We start from the raw sequence: 15,642 nt of genomic DNA on the forward strand, positions 1-15,642 counted from the left end.
GCGGTCACCAGAGGCGGGCCAGTTTGAAGCGGGGCATCCAGAACGGGACGAGGCGCGCCTCGTAGGCGGCTGTCACCTCCGGCGCGTTCAGATCCTTGACCGCGCGGCGCATGGCGCCGCCGTAGCAGTCGTCTTGGAAGTAGACTCCGGACATCTGCTTCGAGGCGCGGCAGACCTGGACGGCGGCGTTGCGGATCCGACCCAGCATCAGATTGGCGTCGGCGGTGCTCCGCAGGTTCAGGTCCGCGTAGTTGATGACGACCCGTGGCGGGGCGGGCTCCTTCTGCGGCGAGGCGTGGGCCATGCCCGGGCCGGCTATGGCGAGAAGCGCGAGGGCGCTGAGGGTAGCGATTTTCATGTCGATCTTCCTGACGTTCAGGCCTCACAGCGAGGCGATGCGCCATTCCACCGCCGAGCTCCGATCGGTCGCCAGGACGCCCACCCGACGTTCCTCCGATGAGGTTCCGACATTCCTCCGATGACCGCCTGCCTCCGACGGCCTGCGCGACTTGCGCGCCGCGCCGAGCTGCGCCCATCATTCGGCAGGGAGCGAGGGCGATTGCGGTGACCGTCACTCAAGACGCTGGGAGGAACCCTCCCGTGGTCCTGGCCCGGGAGCAGCCGTTCAGGCTGGGCGGGGTCGAGGTCCGCCCCGCGACACGCGAACTGGTCGGTCCGGGCGGGCGCGAGGTCCTGGAGCCGCGGGTCATGCAAGTGCTGGTCGCCCTGGCGCGTGCGCGTGGCGAAATCCTGACCCGCGAGGACCTGACCGAGAGCTGCTGGGAGGGTCGGATCGTCGGCGAGGACGCGCTGTCGCGCGTCATCTCCCGCCTGCGGCGCGCCTCCGAAGGGGTCGGCCGCGACGGCTGGACCCTGGAGACGGTCACCAAGGTCGGCTACCGGCTGCTGCCCGCGGGGCACGATCCGATGGCGAGCCCGCTGGCGCCAGCCGCCGCCCCGGCCGCCCGGCGTCGGATCCTCGCGGCGACCGGCGCGGCCGGCGTCGCCGTCTTGGGCGGAGGGGCCTGGTGGCTGTGGCGCCCGGGCCGGATCTCACCCAAGGCCCGCGACCTCTACGAGAAGGGCCGCGAGGCGATGCGGCCCGGCCTGCGCGAAGGCACCGCCCAGTCCGTCGGTTTCCTGCGCGAGGCCGTGGCCGAGGCCCCGAACTTCCCCGACGCCTGGGGCGCTCTGGCGCTCGCCTACCAGGCCAGCCTGCGCTTCACCGAACCGGCGAAGCAACCGGGAGTCCGATCCCAGGCCGAGGCGGCGGCCCGCCGAGCCCTCGACCTCGACCCGCGGGAACCGCAAGCCAGCGCAGCGCTGGCCCTGCTGGCGCCCATCTACCGCAACTGGGGTCCGGCGGAGCGACTGTACCTGCGCGCCCTCGCCCTGCATGCCCGCGAGGGCGAACTGGAGTTCGTCTACGCGCGCCTGCTGAGCGACGTGGGCCGGATGCGCGACGCCGTGACCCACGCGCAGGCCGCAGTGGTCGAGGACGAGTTCGCGGTGTGGCGCCAATACATGCTGGCCCTGACCCTTTGGGCCGCCGGCCGGCTGGAGGAAGCCGACACCGTCGTCGCCAAGGCGCTGGCGCGCTGGCCGGGCCACTACGCGCTCTGGTTCCAGCAGCTCAGCATGTTCATGTTCAGCGGCCGCGCCGACCGGGCGGCGGCCATGGGCGCGGACCCCTCCAATCGCCCGCTGAACATCCCCGCGGCCGACGTCGAGATCAGTCTGTCGGTCGCCCGGGCGCTGGCCAGCGGCGCGCCGGGCGACATCCGGGCCGCAGCCGACCTGAACCTCGAGCGCGCGCGCAAAGGGGTTGGCTACGCGGAGAACGCCATCACCGCCCTTTCCGCGTTCGGTCGCCTCGACGAGGCCTTCGCGGTCGCACGGGCGCTGTACTTCAGCGAAGGATTCGTGATCCCCGGACAGCGGTTCTCCACGGCCATCTACGCGGTGGAGGGCACACGCCACACGCACATCCTCTTCCTGCCGCCGACCCAGGCGATGCGCGCCGATCCGCGCTTCCCCGGCCTGATGCGCGACCTGGGCCTCAGCGACTACTGGCAGACCTCGCGCCATCCCCCGGACGATCCGGCCTGGGCCCGCGCCTGACGCCCTCATCGCGCCGGAACAAATCAGGTAAGTAGAAGCCATGAGCCCCGTTGCGCGCATGACGGCCTTCTGCCGCGACTGCTTCTGGCAGGGCGAGGCCGCCGTGCGCCGCTGCCCGACCTGCGCATCGCCGCGGATCGTGGCGCACGAGGAGCTGGGCCGCCTCGCCATCGCCCACATGGACTGCGACGCCTTCTACGCCAGCGTCGAGAAGCGCGACCGGCCCGAGTTGCGCGACGTGGCGGTGATCGTGGGCGGCGGCAAGCGGGGGGTGGTCACCACCTGCTGCTACATCGCCCGCATCAAGGGCGTGCGTTCGGCGATGCCGATGTTCAAGGCGCTGAAGGCCTGTCCCGAGGCGGTGGTCATCAAGCCCGACTTCAGCAAGTACAAGGCCGCGAGCCGGCAGATCCTGGGCATGGCGGCTGAACTCACCCCATTGATCCAGAACCTCAGCCTGGACGAGGCCTGGATGGACCTGTCGGGCACCGAGCGCCTGCACGGCGCGCCGCCGGCGATCACCCTGGCGAAGCTGCAGGCGCGCATCGAGGCCGAGACCGGGCTCACCGTCTCCATCGGCCTGGCGGCGAACAAGTTCCTGGCCAAGGTGGCCTCCGACCTGGACAAGCCGCGGGGCTTTTCGGTGATCGGCCACGAGGCCCAGGCGTTCCTGGCGCCGAAGCCGGTGCGGATCCTGCCCGGCGTGGGACCGGCCATGGTCGCCAGCCTGGAGAAGGCCGGCTATCGCACCGTCGGCGACCTCGCGCGGGCCGACGTGAAGGCGCTGGCCGAACGATGGGGCGCCTATGGCCTGCGGCTGCACAACCTGTCCCACGGCCGCGACGCCCGCGCGGTCAATCCCAACGAGGCCCGCAAGGGGATCAGCTGCGAGACGACGTTCAACGAGGACCTGAGCGCGATTCCCGCCCTGGAGGACAAGCTGGCCCCGCTGTGCGAGCGGGTGGCCGGCCAGGCCCGTTCGGGCGGCGTGGCGGGCCGCGTGGTCACCCTGAAGCTGCGAACCACCGATTTCCGGATCGTGACACGGCGCCGCACCCTGCCCGTCGCCACCCAGACCGCGCACACCCTGTTCAAGGTCGGCCGCGAGCTGCTGGCCAAGGAAGCGACCGGTCGGCCATGGCGCTTGATCGGCATCGGGATCGCCGATCTGATCGACGCCGAGACGGCCAGCGACGACTTCTTCGCCGAAGGGGAGCGCAAGGCCCTGGCGAGCGAGCGGTCGGTGGATGCGATCCGCGCGCGATTCGGGGCCGGCGCGGTGACCTCCGGACGCATCCTGCGGGCCAAGGGCGCGTACAACGAGGAGTGACCGGAACGCCTGATCAAATACGCGCCGAGGGCGCCTCAATCGTGGCCGTGACGATTCATCCCTTCCAAAAGGCGCTATCTTCCATATCTAATCGAGTTGGCGGCCGACCATCGCCGCCGCAGGAGAACCGAAACATGAGCGAACGGAAGGAAGGTGGAGCTGACACCGGCGTTCGCTCGACGGTGATCACACAGACCAAGCCGAAGACGCAGAAACCGTCGATGTATCGGGTTCTGCTGCTCAATGACGACTACACGCCGATGGAATTCGTCGTCTACGTACTTGAGCAATTCTTCAATAAGTCGCGCGAAGATGCGACTCGCATAATGCTTCATGTCCATCAACACGGCGTGGGCGTTTGCGGGGTCTACACATACGAAGTGGCGGAAACAAAAGTGGCCCAGGTCGTTGATACGGCGCGGCGGCATCAGCACCCGCTGCAGTGCACCATGGAGAAGGATTAAAGGCTCTTGCCTTCATTTTCCCGCCAACTCGAAGAATCCCTGCATCGCGCCGTGGCGTACGCCAATCAGCGCAAGCACGAATACGCCACCCTGGAGCATTTGCTCCTCAGCCTGATCGACGACGAGGACGCCGCCGGCGTGATGCGCGCCTGCGACGTGGAACTCGGCGCGTTGCGCACCACGCTCACGAACTACGTGGACAATGAGCTGCGCTCGCTGGTCGTCGATGACGGTGAGGACGCCAAGCCCACGGCCGGCTTCCAGCGCGTGATCCAGCGCGCGGTCATCCACGTCCAGTCCTCGGGTCGAGAGGAAGTCACCGGCGCCAATGTGCTGGTGGCCATCTTCTCGGAACGCGAGAGCCACGCCGCCTACTTCCTGCAGGAGCAGGACATGACGCGGTACGACGCGGTGAACTACATCGCCCACGGCATCGCCAAGAAGGCCGGCGCCGCCGAGGCCAAGCCCGTGAAGGGCGCCGAGGACGAGGACAAGCCGCAGGTGAAGACGGGCGGCGAGGCCCTCGAAGCGTACTGCGTGAACCTCAACGAGAAGGCCAAGCAGGGTAAGGTCGATCCGCTGATCGGCCGGATGCAGGAAGTCGAACGCTGCATCCAGATCCTCTGCCGCAGGACCAAGAACAATCCCCTGCTCGTGGGCGACCCGGGCGTCGGCAAGACCGCGATCGCGGAAGGTCTGGCGCGCAAGATCGTCAACAAGCAGGTCCCCGAGGTCCTGGCCAACTCGACAATCTTCTCGCTCGACATGGGCGCGCTGCTGGCCGGCACCCGCTATCGCGGCGACTTCGAAGAGCGCGTGAAGCAGGTGGTCAAGGAACTGGAGAACCACCCCGACGCGGTCCTGTTCATCGACGAAATCCACACGGTGATCGGCGCGGGCGCGACCTCGGGCGGGGCGATGGACGCCTCCAATCTGCTGAAGCCGGCCCTCGCTTCGGGCACCCTGCGCTGCATGGGCTCCACGACCTACAAGGAGTTCCGCCAGCACTTCGAGAAGGATCGGGCCCTGGTCCGGCGCTTCCAGAAGATCGACGTGAACGAGCCCACGATCGAGGACACGATCAAGATCCTGAAGGGCCTGAAGGTCTACTACGAGGAGTTCCACAAGCTCCGCTACACCAACGACGCCATCAAGGCGGCGGTGGAGCTGTCGGCCAAGTACATCAACGACCGCAAGCTGCCCGACAAGGCGATCGACATCATCGACGAGGCCGGCGCTTCGCAGATGCTGCTGGCCGAGGGCAAGCGGAAGAAGATCATCGGCCTGAAGGAGGTCGAAGCCGTCGTCGCCAAGATCGCCCGCATCCCGCCGAAGTCGGTCTCCAAGTCCGACACCGAGGCGCTGAAGCAACTGGAAAGCGACCTGAAGCGCGCGGTCTACGGGCAGGACGACGCCATCGACCAGCTCAGCTCCGCCATGAAAATGGCCAGGGCCGGTCTGCGCGACGCCCAGAAGCCGATCGGCTGCTATCTGTTCTCGGGCCCGACCGGCACCGGCAAGACCGAAACGGCCCGGCAACTGGCCTCCACCCTGGGCATCGAGCTCCTGCGGTTCGACATGTCGGAGTACATGGAGCGCCACACGGTCAGCCGCCTGATCGGCGCGCCTCCCGGCTATGTCGGCTTCGACCAGGGCGGCCTGCTGACGGACGCGGTCGATCAGCATCCACATTCGGTGGTGCTGCTGGACGAGATCGAGAAGGCGCATCCGGACGTCTTCAACATCCTGCTCCAGGTCATGGACCACGGGCAGCTGACCGACTCGAACGGCAAGAAGATCGACTTCCGCAACGTGGTCCTGATCATGACCACCAACGCCGGCGCCTCCGACGCCCAGAAGAACTCGATCGGCTTCGGTCGCGGCAAGGCGGACGACGAGGTCGAGGAGGCCCTGAAGCGCCTCTTCACCCCGGAGTTCCGCAACCGCCTCGACGCCGTGGTCCAGTTCAAGCCGCTGACGCCCGAGATCATCCGCCTGGTGGTCCAGAAGTTCGTCATGCAGCTGGAAGCCCAGCTGGCGGATCGCCACGTGACCATCGAGAGCACGGACGAGGCGGCCGACTGGCTGGCCAAGAACGGCTTCGACGAACTCTACGGCGCCCGGCCGCTGGCCCGAGTGATCCAGGAGAACATCAAGAAGCCGCTCGCCGATGAGATCCTCTTCGGTCGCCTGATCAAGGGCGGCCACGTGAAGGTGGTGCTCAAGGACGGCAAGCTGGCCTTCGAGATCGAGGGTGAGGAACGCGAACGCGGCGCCCCGGTGGTCGAAAGCCCGGCGGAAGAGGCCGAGCCGGTCGACTGATCGGACGCGACGCAACGGCAGAGGGCCCCGGACCACGTCCGGGGCTCTTTTCGTATCAGGCCTTCACATCGGCGTCGGTCGGCGCAGCACGTCCCGGAGCCACGCCGCCACGACGAGCTTCGCCGGCAGCCGGGCGCGGCGGCCGTTCTTCGTTGGCCAGCGCCATCGTCCGGTGCGGACATCCGGCGGCAGGCGCAGGCGCAGGCGCCCGGCCTCTACGTCCGAGTACATCGGCGTGTAGTAGAGGCAGTCGGCGAAGTAGTGGTGCGCCACGATGCTACGCCGCGTCGTCCCGGCGGTCTGGATGGGCGCGCCGCCGTGGGCCAGGTTCGCTGCCCAGACGAACGCCCAGCCCTTCTTCACCAGCGCCTCGCGCCTCGACAGGCCCGCGCGCTCCAGGGATTCGGCGTAGCGCGGCACATAGGTGGACTCGTAATCGTCATAGCCGGGCTGATCGGTGTTCACCCCGGCGCCCCGCATCGTCATCACCGGCAGCCGGTGGCTTCCGGGATAGTAGACCAGCGGCCCGGCGTCCGCGCTCACGTCCTCCAGCGCGATCCAGACGCCGCACATGAAGCGCTCGGGCTCCGAATGGAAGTGGATCGCGTCGGAATGGATCGGTTGCTGGGTGCCTTGCCGAAAGTTGAGCGTCTGGAAGGCGAACGGCTCGCGCCCGTAGGCCTCGTACAGTAGCTGGCTCATGCGCGGCCACGTCGCGAGCCGTCGCACGGCCGGCGAGCGATACCAGGCGTCCTGCACCCGGCTCGCGCCCTTCAGGAAATACCCGTCGGTTTCCGCCACCGCCTGATCGCAGAGGCCGCGCGCCTCGTCCCCGAGATCGACAAGTGCCATTCCGTCCCGCGCGAAGTCGCGGATGAAGCGTTCAGTCTCGGGATCGAACGCCGACTGTGCGAGGTACGCCTCAAGTTGCGCGGACTCGAACCAGGGCGTCGAGACCTGGTCCGTGCCGATTCCCCTGCCAGGCCGCGTCAAGCGAAACTCCCCGAATCCGGCATGCAGGGTCACGGCTTTTCAGCCGGTTGCAAAGGCCCCGCGCCCAGTGGTCGGGTCAGCTGATCTTCGCCGCGATCTGGGCCGCCAGGGTCTTCAGCTCGTCCATGTCGGCCATGCCCCCGACCCCGTGACCCTTCAGCGGCTGGCCCTCCCAGCGCGGGATGATGTGGAAGTGGAGGTGGTAGACCGTCTGGCCGGACGCGGCGCCGTTGAACTGGGTGATGACCAGGCCGTCGGGCTCGAGCGCCGCCCGCACCGCCCTGGCCACCCGCTGAACGCCCAGCATCAGCGGCCCGATGACCCGCGGCTCCTCCTCCAGGAAGTTGCGCGCCGTCGAATGCTTGGGGATCACCAGGGTGTGGCCCCTGGCCTGCGGGAAGACGTCCATGAACGCCATCACGTGCTCGTCCTCGAACACGCGCACCGAGGGCGCCTCGCCCCGCAGGATCTTCGCGAAGATGTTGCCCGCGTCGTAGGTCCCGTCCAAGCTCATGCGGCGCTCCTCAAACTGTGGCGCCACGCGTAGCAAATCGCTTCGGAGGGGGGAATGTCGGACAAGCCGGCCAGCATGACGGCGCGCCAGGAGAAATGGTTCGCCTCGATCCTGGAGAGCATGGAGCGCGAGACCGGCAAGACCCTGGACGAATGGGTCGCCATCGCCCGCACCTGCCCCGAGACCAAGCCGGCCAAGCGCAAGGCCTGGTTCAAGGAACACCACGGGATCGGCACGAACCGGGCCAGCATCATCCTGGGCAAGGCGTTCCCGGAGACCTCTCACTGGGCGGAGCCGGACGACCTGCGCGCGAAGCTGTGGGCCGACCCCAAGTCGGCGGCGATCCTGGAGGCGGTGGAGGCGGCCGTCGCGGGCTTCCCCGGCCTGGTGTCCGCCCAGCGAAAGGGCTTCACCGCCTTCTCGCGGGAATTCCAGTTCGCCTCGGTGCGGCCGGTCAAGGGCGGAGGAGCCAGGCTGGGCCTGGCGGTCGAACCCGCCTCAGATCCCCGCCTCGCCCCCCCGAAGAACGAGGGCTGGAGCGAACGGCTCAAGGCCGTGCTGCCGTTGTCCTCGCCGACAGAGGTCGACACCTCGGTGAAGGCGTTGCTGAAGCAGGCCTGGGAACGGTCCTAGAGCTCCGCCTTGAACGGCGAAAACTCCTCCTCCAGCCACTCCATCTCCTGCTCCACTCCGGCGCGCTCCTCCGCCAGGAACCGCTCGACGGGCCCGCGCAGCGCGGGGTCGGCGATGTAGTGGGCGCTGTAGACCGGCTTGGGCAGGTAGCCGCGGGCGATCTTGTGCTGGCCCTGCGCGCCCGCCTCCACCCGGGGCAGTCCGTGATCGATGGCCCATTCGATGGCCTGGTAGTAGCAGAGTTCGAAATGCAGGAAGGGCACGTCCTCGACGCAGCCCCAGTGGCGGCCGTAGAGGCAGTCGCCGCCGATCAGGTTCAGGGCGCCGGCGATCCACTGGCCATCGCGGCGCGCCATGATCAGCAGCACCCGGTCGGCCATCCGCTCCCCCAGCAGCGAGAAGAAGCCGCGGGTGAGGTAGGGCCGGCCCCACTTGCGCGACCCGGTGTCCATGTAGAACCGGAAGAAGGCGTCCCAGTGATCCTCGGTGATATCCGCGCCGGTCAGGCAGGCGACTTCGACGCCCGCCTGGGCGTCGCGCCGTTCCCGGCGGATCGTCTTGCGCCGGCCCGAGGACAGGGCCCCGAGGAAGTCCTCGAAGTCGCGGTAGCCGCGATTCTCCCAGTGGTACTGCTGGCCCTCGCGCCGCCCCAGCCCCTGCTCGCCCATCCAGCGCCATTCCGCTTCGGTGAGGAAGTTCAGGTTCAGGCCGGACGCGCCATAGCGCTCGCACAGCGTCAACCCGCCGCCCAGCAGCAGCCGCCACGCCTCCGTCTGGTCCACGTCGGGGCGGGCCAGGAGCCGCGGGCCGGTGGCCGGGACGAAGGGCGCCGCCGACAGCAGCTTCGGATAGTACCGGCCCCCTGCCCGCTCGTAGGCGTCGGCCCAGGCGTGGTCGAAGACGTATTCGCCCTGGCTGTGGCTCTTCAGGTAGAGGGGCATCACCGCGGCGACCTGGCCGGCCTCGTCCTCGATCGAGAGGTGCTGAGGCCCCCAGCCCGTGCGCTCGACCGCACAGCTGGCCTCTTCCAGGGCGTGCAGAAAGTCGAAGCGGATGAAGGGATTGGCGTCGTAGGCGGGATTGTCGGCGCAGGCGTCCCAGGCTTCGCGGCCGATCTCGGAGATGCGGCGGGAAATCTTCACCGCCGGCGTCAGACTCACGCCTTGGCTTCCATGGGGGCGAACCCTTCGAAGATCAGGTTGTCGCAGCCGTCCTTGACCGCGTCCCACTGGGCCGGTTCGCGCACGGTCCAGGCGACCACGGGCATGCCCTTGTCGCGCAGCGCCTGGGCCCTGGGGCTGGGAAGCATGTCGAGACCCAGGGCCAGGAAATGCGGCCGGGCGATCTCCACGTGCTCCAGGGCGGCGAACGACCGGCGCTGGGCCTCGGCCATGTTCGCGGCCTTGGCGTAGGAATAGCTGTCGAGGCCGCGCAGCACGCCTGGATAGCGGTCGGCGAACCAGGCATGGGAATAGGGGTTGAAGCCGATCACGCAGAGTGGGCCGTTGTGGTCGGCGATCACCTCATGCACCCGCTGCTCCAGCGGGCCCACTTCGCCGTAGGGCGTCTTCAATTCGATGTGAACCATCGCCCGATGGCCGACGACCGCCAGGGTTTCGAGCAGGGTCGGGATCTTCTCGTCCGTGCCGACCAGGCGCAGATCGGCCAGCTCTGCCGCACTGCGGTCGCGCAGGCGACCCTCGGCGCCGGTCATGCGCGCCAGCTTGTCGTCGTGGAAGACCATGGCCTCGCCGTCGGCCGAGAGCTGGACGTCCAGCTCGACGCCGTAGCCGGCCGCGCAGGCCGCCTGGAAGGCGCTCAGCGAATTCTCCGGCGCGCCGCCCGGGCTCCAGAGCCCCCGATGCGCGATCGGGGGATGGAAGAGAAGTTCCCAGGCTTGGCCGAAGCCGTTCTTCACTTGACCTGCACCACGGCGTCGACCTCGACCGCAAAATTCATCGGCAGGCGGTAGACGCCGACGGCAGACCGGGCGTGGCGGCCCGCGTCGCCGAACGCCTCCACCATCAGGTCGGAGCAGCCGTTCACCACCTGCGGGATCTCGAAGAAGCCCGGGCCGGCCTGGACGAAGGCGCCCAGCTTCACGACGCGGACAACCCGGTCGAGATCGCCTTCGCAGGCGGCCTTCATCTGGGCCAGCAGGCTGAGGCCACAGAGGCGCGCGGCCCGCCTGGCGGTCTCCAGGTCGACGTCCTCGCCGACCACGCCGCGGACGCCGCCGGACGCGTCCAGCGACACCTGGCCGGAGATGTGGACCAGCTCGCCCACCCTCACGAAGGGGACGTAGTTGGCCACCGGGGCGTTGGGCTTGGGCAGCTCGACGCCGGCGGCGGCGAGGCGATCTTCGACTTGCGACATAGGCGAACCTCTAGCGCTCGCCGAGGCAAAGAAAAAGGGCCGGCCCTTCGGGCCGACCCTCTCGCTTACGCTTACTGAACTCAGGCCTAGCGGACGGCTTGGAACTTCTCGACGACCGCGGTCACGCGTTCGTTGAGCGGCTTCATGGATTCCTTCACCGACGAGGAGACGGTTTCGGACATCGCGCCGAACTGGGCCATGTAGGTTTCCAGAGCGGTCTTGGCGAAGGCGGTCTGGAGTTCGACCACTTCCTGCACGCTCTTGGCGCCGGCGAGCGACTTGGCGGCGCTCACCTGGGTGTCGAAGACGGCCTTCGAGAAGGCCATCGCCTGGGCGCCCAGGGCTTCCGCGCCCTTGGCCGAAGCCGTCGCCGAGGCGACAACCGCTTCCAGGTTCTTCTTCGAGTAGGTGTTCATCTCGTTCATCGCGGCGAGACCCTTTTCGACGCCTTCCTTGAAGGCGACGTTGGAGGCGGCGGTGAACTGTTCGACGGTGGTCTTCGCGGCGTCGGCGGCGGCCATGGGAGGGCTCCTGAAACGTTGGGACGATAGGGCGGGTCGGGGCGCAGGCCCCCTCGGATCACACCCCCTTGTCTCATGTTGCAGTGCAGCAGTCAAACACTTTTTGTGCAGTGCAACATAAGCCCGACGCCGCCCGTCAGCGCCCGTTCATGAGGCGCCGCGACAATTGCGCCCGTTCAATCCTTGTTTACTCTCCTGCAAGGGTACGGGACGCATGATAGGTACTTCATGGGCGGCGCTGTTGCCGCTTCAACGCTTTGATTCGACGGACGAAGCATGATCCAGCACGCTCGCCGCCTGTTGCTTTCCCTCGGTTTGGCCGCCGCCACGGCCCTTGGCGGGCTCGCCACGCCCGCGATGGCGCAGGTCCCGTACTTCCAGCTCATCCCTCAGAACTCGTCCAAATACGCGGCCATCGTGGTGGACGCGAAATCGGGTGAGGTGCTGTACGCCAAACGCGCCGACGCGCCGCGGTATCCCGCGTCGATCACGAAGGTGATGACGCTGTACCTGGCGTTCGAGGCGCTGGCGTCGGGCAAGATCCAGCTGGACGACCCGGTGGTGTTCTCGCCCAGGGCGGCGGCCCAGGCGCCCACCAAGCTGGGCGTGCGCGCCGGCGACTCGATCACGGTCCAGCAGGCCATGCAGGGCATGGTCACCCGCTCGGCCAACGACGCTGCAGTGGCCATGGCCGAAAAGCTCGGCGGCACCGAGCAGCGCTTCGCCACCCTGATGACCCTGCGCGCCCAGGAACTGGGCATGGTCAACAGCCACTTCGCCAATGCGCACGGCCTGCCCGACAGCCGCAACATCTCCACGGCCCGCGATCTGGCGATCCTGTCGCGTGCGGTGATGCGCGACTATCCGCAGTATTATCGCCTGTTCTCAACCAAGAACTTCGAGTTCCGAGGCCAGAGCATCCGCAATCACAACGGGCTGCTCTACACCATGGACGGCGTGGACGGCCTGAAGACCGGCTTCACCAACGCGTCCGGCTTCAACCTCGCGGTGTCGGCGGTGCGTGACAATCGCCGCCTGATCGCCATCGTCATGGGCGGCCCCACCGCCGCGACCCGCAACAAGGTCGCCGAAGGCCTGCTGCTGACCGGCTTCGACGTGCTGGACCGCCGCGCGCACGGCGAACAGATCACCGTCGCCCAGAACTTCTTCGAGCCGCCGCAACTGGCCGACGCGACGCAGCCGTCGATGCAGCAGGGCGACACCGAGGCTGGGCTCAAGATCGCGCTGGCCTCTTCGCCGCCGCCGTCGCGCGCCTCGCAGATCCAGATCGTCGAGCCCAGGAACGTCCCGAAGCTGAACGGCAAGGGCAAGCAAGGCGCCGCCGGCCGCTGGACCATCCAGGTCGGCACCTTCAAGAGCCGCTCCGACGCCCGCGAACAACTCGCCATCGTCGAGAAGAAGTTCGGCAAGCACGTCGACGACGCCCGCGGCGCCGCCGAGAAGGATGGCGGCAAGTACAAGGCCCGCTTCTCGGGCATGTCCGAACAGGACGCCAAGGACGCCTGCCGGAGCCTCAAGGCGAAGAAGCAGCCCTGCGCCGTGATCGCGCCCGGCCGCGGCTGAGGCTTCACCTCAGATCAATTTGGAAGGGCCCCGGTTCACGCCGGGGCCTTTTCATTTTCAGCGCCCAAGTAGCCGGTCCCGCGCCGCGTTGAGCTGGGCGGCCAGCCCCGCCGTCCCGCCCTTATCGGGATGCACCGCGCGCATGAGGCGGGTGTAGGCGGCCTGGATCTCGTCTCGCGTGGCGTCGGGTCCGACCCCCAGGATGCGGCGGGCCTCGGCGTCGCCCATGCGGGCCACGGTCGGCGGGGCGCCCGCCGACGTGGTCTTACGCGAGGAGGCGGCCAGCCAGAGTCCGATCACGGTCAGCACGATGGTGGAGCCCCACGAACCGCGCACGCCGACGAACACCGCCGCGGTGAAGGCCGCCAGGGCCATGGCGGCGGTCAGCACCCGCCATTCGCGGCGTTTCAGGATCGGGGCCTTGCCGCCCGTCAGCCAGAGGTAGCCCACGAGCAGCACGCCGCCCAGGGCGAGGTAGAGCATCGGCTACTCAGCCGCCATCCGCTCGGTCTCGTCCAGCCCGTTGAAGCCCAGGGCGACCATCACCGCCCGCAGTTCCTGGCGCGCCGCCACGTGCTGCAGGCTCATGGCCACCGGACGGATGGTCGGCGACAGGTCGGCGACGGTCAGGCCGAACGGGAACAGTTCGCGATAGATCACCCGGTCGCGCAGGCCGGGGCCGACGCGGAAGCCCACCTTCTTCGACAGCGCCTCGACGCGCTCGTCCAGGCGTCGGCGGTTGCGGGCCTCGGTGGGCGCCAGACGGTTACGCAGGACGACCCAGTCGATCTGCTTGCGCTCCACCGTCGCGCGCTGCTTGCGGCAGGCCCAAACCGTCTCGGCATAGAGGCTGTGGCGCTTCAGGTCCAAGGTGACCGGGTCGACGACACCCAGCATGTCGAAGTCGACGAAGCTGTCGTTCATGGGCGTGACGATCAGGTCGGCCTTCACATGGGCGGCGCGCATGATCGCGGTGTCGGCCCCCGGGGTGTCGATCACGACGAAGTCCGCCTCGCTCGCGACCGCGGCGAAGGCGCCCTCGAAGCGCTCGAGCTGTTCGGCGTCGGGAGCCTTGGCCAGGGCGTCGCCGGCCGAGCTGATCGGATGCTGGATCGGCATCGGCGCCTCCACCCCGTTCGCCGCCAGCCAGGCGGCGCGGTTGGCGAAGAAATGGCCCAGGGTCTGCTGGCGCAGGTCCAGGTCCAGGACCGCGACCTTGGCGCCGCCGTGCAGGAGGGCGGTGACGATATGAATGGCGAGCGTGGACTTGCCCGCCCCGCCCTTCTCGTTGCCGACCACGATGACGCTGGCCTGCCCCATGACTTCTCAGCTCCCCGGACGGCTCCCGCGGAGCCGACTCAACCCAGCTTAGCTGAGCGCGCGCGACGCCTTAGCGTCAACGCGCGTATCGTCGCCGCCTGTGGATGGACTTGCGCCGGCTACCAGGCCCCGACCTCGCGCAGCTGGCGCGCCAGGGCGTCGGGGACGTCGCCGAACGCCTCGACGTCGAGATCCGGCGGAGCGTCCTTGGGTTCCAGGTAGCGCCAGCCCTGGAAGGCGCGGCGCGGCGTCGGCGCCACGCGCACGACGGTCTCGTCCAGGGTGATCTCGCAGCGGGCCGTGACCCCCTCGCCCACGCTGTTCACGGCCAGGATCTTCTGGCGGCAGAGGATCACGCCCTTGAACACCCGGTAGATCGATCCGCCATCGATCATCTCCGCCCCGCGCTTGGGGGTCATGCGGGTGCGCAGGATCCACGGTTCGCCCGGCGCGGAATGGGTCGCGCGCCATTCCAGCAGGTCCTCGATGGTCGCGGCGCCGACCACCAGCTTGATCATGTGCAGGGCCATGGCGCTGGATTAGGGCGCGGCGCCCCGGTTGGGAAGTGCGGCTACTCGGCCCAGGCCGGCTTGCGGCGTTCCAGGAAGGCGCGGACGCCCTCCTGCCCTTCCTCGCCTACGCGGGCGGCGGCGATCCGATGGGCGGTCAGTTCCATCAGGTCGCGGTCGATCACCCGGCCCGCCACGTCGTCCACCAGCCGCTTGGAGCCCTCCACGGCGCCCGGCGCGCAGGCGACGATGTCGCGGGCGATCTCGTGGGCGGCGACGCGGAGCGCCGCCACGTCGTCCACCGTCTGGGTGACCAGGCCGATCTTCTCCGCATAGGCGGCGTCGAAGATGCGGGCCGTTGCGAACAGGGCCCGCGCGGTGCGCGGCCCGATCGCCTCGATGACGTAGGGGCTGATCGTGGCCGGCACGAGCCCCAGCTTCACCTCCGAGAAGCTGAACTTCGCGTCCGCGGTGGCGATGGCGATGTCGCAAGCCGCCGCCAGGCCCGCGCCGCCGCCGAACGCCGGCCCCTCGACCAGGGCGACCGTCAGCGCCGGCAGGTCGCGCAGGGCCTTCAGCATCTTGGCCAGTTCCATGGCGTCGGCGCGGTTGTCCGCCTCGGTCCGGTCCACCGCGGCCCGCATCCAGTCGAGGTCGGCGCCGGCCGAAAACGCGCCGGCGGCCCCGCGCACGAACACCACCCGCACCCCCTCGGCGCCGGCCAGGGTGTCGAACGCTTCCGCCAGGGCCGAGATCAGCCCCTCGTCGAAGGCGTTCTTCTTCGCCGGACGGTTCATGGTCACCGTGACCGCGCCCGCCCGCGTCGCCGAGATGTGAACCAGGTCGGTCGTGGCGCTGACGTCGGGAAACTCCACCAGCGGATGGGCGATCTCGTTGGTCATGGTGCGACTCCTTCGGCTGGGAGCGCAGCCATAGCCCTCGCGGTTCCGGGGCG

At 68.7% G+C, this 15,642-nt stretch carries 17 protein-coding genes; 6 read left to right on the forward strand and 11 right to left on the reverse strand.

Going from position 1 to position 15,642, the window contains the following annotated elements; translation table 11 throughout:
- Positions 1-4: 4 nt before the first annotated feature.
- Positions 5-358: a UrcA family protein gene (locus EPO51_RS18560; protein ID WP_293353268.1), complete on the reverse strand. Its 354-nt coding sequence runs from the start codon at positions 356-358 to the stop codon at positions 5-7.
- A 242-nt stretch (positions 359-600) separates the two neighbouring features.
- Between EPO51_RS18560 and EPO51_RS18565 the strand changes: the two genes are divergently transcribed.
- The 4 genes from EPO51_RS18565 to clpA all read left to right on the forward strand — a co-directional run bounded on the left by EPO51_RS18565 (position 601) and on the right by clpA (position 6,237).
- Entirely contained in the window at positions 601-2,121 is a 1,521-nt protein-coding gene (locus tag EPO51_RS18565) for a winged helix-turn-helix domain-containing protein (protein ID WP_293353270.1), read from the forward strand.
- A gap of 58 nt (positions 2,122-2,179) precedes the next feature.
- Positions 2,180-3,451, forward strand: coding sequence for a DNA polymerase IV (locus tag EPO51_RS18570; RefSeq protein WP_293353439.1), 1,272 nt, complete (start codon positions 2,180-2,182; stop codon positions 3,449-3,451).
- Positions 3,452-3,585: 134 nt separating this feature from the next.
- A complete protein-coding gene (gene clpS, locus EPO51_RS18575; RefSeq protein ID WP_293353272.1) occupies positions 3,586-3,915 on the forward strand; it encodes an ATP-dependent Clp protease adapter ClpS in 330 nt (109 codons plus the stop codon).
- A 6-nt stretch (positions 3,916-3,921) separates the two neighbouring features.
- The gene (gene clpA, locus EPO51_RS18580; protein ID WP_293353274.1) at positions 3,922-6,237 is read left to right on the forward strand and encodes an ATP-dependent Clp protease ATP-binding subunit ClpA; all 2,316 of its coding nucleotides are present in this window, start codon (positions 3,922-3,924) and stop codon (positions 6,235-6,237) included.
- Positions 6,238-6,300: 63 nt separating this feature from the next.
- Here clpA and EPO51_RS18585 read toward each other — a convergent pair whose 3' ends face one another.
- Positions 6,301-7,230 (reverse strand): phytanoyl-CoA dioxygenase family protein, encoded by a 930-nt coding sequence (locus EPO51_RS18585; RefSeq protein ID WP_293353276.1) that lies wholly within the window; start codon positions 7,228-7,230, stop codon positions 6,301-6,303.
- 76 nt (positions 7,231-7,306) lie between these two features.
- The gene (locus tag EPO51_RS18590; protein WP_293353278.1) at positions 7,307-7,744 is read right to left on the reverse strand and encodes an HIT family protein; all 438 of its coding nucleotides are present in this window, start codon (positions 7,742-7,744) and stop codon (positions 7,307-7,309) included.
- Positions 7,745-7,798: 54 nt separating this feature from the next.
- On the opposite strand from EPO51_RS18590, the gene EPO51_RS18595 reads away from it, so the two are divergent.
- Positions 7,799-8,377, forward strand: a complete 579-nt coding sequence (locus tag EPO51_RS18595) for a DUF4287 domain-containing protein (protein WP_293353280.1) — start codon at positions 7,799-7,801, stop codon at positions 8,375-8,377.
- Here EPO51_RS18595 and EPO51_RS18600 read toward each other — a convergent pair.
- The 4 genes from EPO51_RS18600 to EPO51_RS18615 all read right to left on the reverse strand — a co-directional run bounded on the left by EPO51_RS18600 (position 8,374) and on the right by EPO51_RS18615 (position 11,274).
- Entirely contained in the window at positions 8,374-9,537 is a 1,164-nt protein-coding gene (locus EPO51_RS18600; RefSeq protein ID WP_293353282.1) for a GNAT family N-acetyltransferase, read from the reverse strand. The genes EPO51_RS18595 and EPO51_RS18600 overlap by 4 nt on opposite strands.
- On the reverse strand, positions 9,534-10,295 hold the full coding sequence (locus EPO51_RS18605) for a glycerophosphodiester phosphodiesterase (RefSeq protein WP_293353284.1): 762 nt from the start codon (positions 10,293-10,295) through the stop codon (positions 9,534-9,536). Before EPO51_RS18605 ends, EPO51_RS18600 begins: the two co-directional genes overlap by 4 nt.
- A complete protein-coding gene (locus EPO51_RS18610) occupies positions 10,292-10,753 on the reverse strand; it encodes a RidA family protein (protein ID WP_293353286.1) in 462 nt (153 codons plus the stop codon). Before EPO51_RS18610 ends, EPO51_RS18605 begins: the two co-directional genes overlap by 4 nt.
- Before the next feature lie 86 nt (positions 10,754-10,839).
- The gene (locus EPO51_RS18615) at positions 10,840-11,274 is read right to left on the reverse strand and encodes a phasin family protein (protein ID WP_293353288.1); all 435 of its coding nucleotides are present in this window, start codon (positions 11,272-11,274) and stop codon (positions 10,840-10,842) included.
- A gap of 276 nt (positions 11,275-11,550) precedes the next feature.
- Between EPO51_RS18615 and EPO51_RS18620 the strand changes: the two genes are divergently transcribed.
- Complete coding sequence (locus EPO51_RS18620; RefSeq protein WP_293353290.1) at positions 11,551-12,858, forward strand: D-alanyl-D-alanine carboxypeptidase; 1,308 nt, start codon at positions 11,551-11,553, stop codon at positions 12,856-12,858.
- 57 nt (positions 12,859-12,915) lie between these two features.
- Here EPO51_RS18620 and EPO51_RS18625 read toward each other — a convergent pair whose 3' ends face one another.
- From EPO51_RS18625 to EPO51_RS18640, 4 genes are all read right to left on the reverse strand, one after another.
- Entirely contained in the window at positions 12,916-13,341 is a 426-nt protein-coding gene (locus EPO51_RS18625; RefSeq protein ID WP_293353292.1) for a J domain-containing protein, read from the reverse strand.
- 3 nt (positions 13,342-13,344) lie between these two features.
- Positions 13,345-14,178, reverse strand: a complete 834-nt coding sequence (locus EPO51_RS18630) for a division plane positioning ATPase MipZ (RefSeq protein ID WP_293353294.1) — start codon at positions 14,176-14,178, stop codon at positions 13,345-13,347.
- Positions 14,179-14,297: 119 nt separating this feature from the next.
- The gene (locus tag EPO51_RS18635; protein ID WP_293353296.1) at positions 14,298-14,708 is read right to left on the reverse strand and encodes a DUF1489 family protein; all 411 of its coding nucleotides are present in this window, start codon (positions 14,706-14,708) and stop codon (positions 14,298-14,300) included.
- 41 nt (positions 14,709-14,749) lie between these two features.
- Positions 14,750-15,589: an enoyl-CoA hydratase-related protein gene (locus EPO51_RS18640; protein WP_293353298.1), complete on the reverse strand. Its 840-nt coding sequence runs from the start codon at positions 15,587-15,589 to the stop codon at positions 14,750-14,752.
- Between the last annotated feature and the right edge of the window lie 53 nt (positions 15,590-15,642).

The organism is Phenylobacterium sp., assembly GCF_004297125.1.
Lineage (GTDB): Bacteria > Pseudomonadota > Alphaproteobacteria > Caulobacterales > Caulobacteraceae > Phenylobacterium.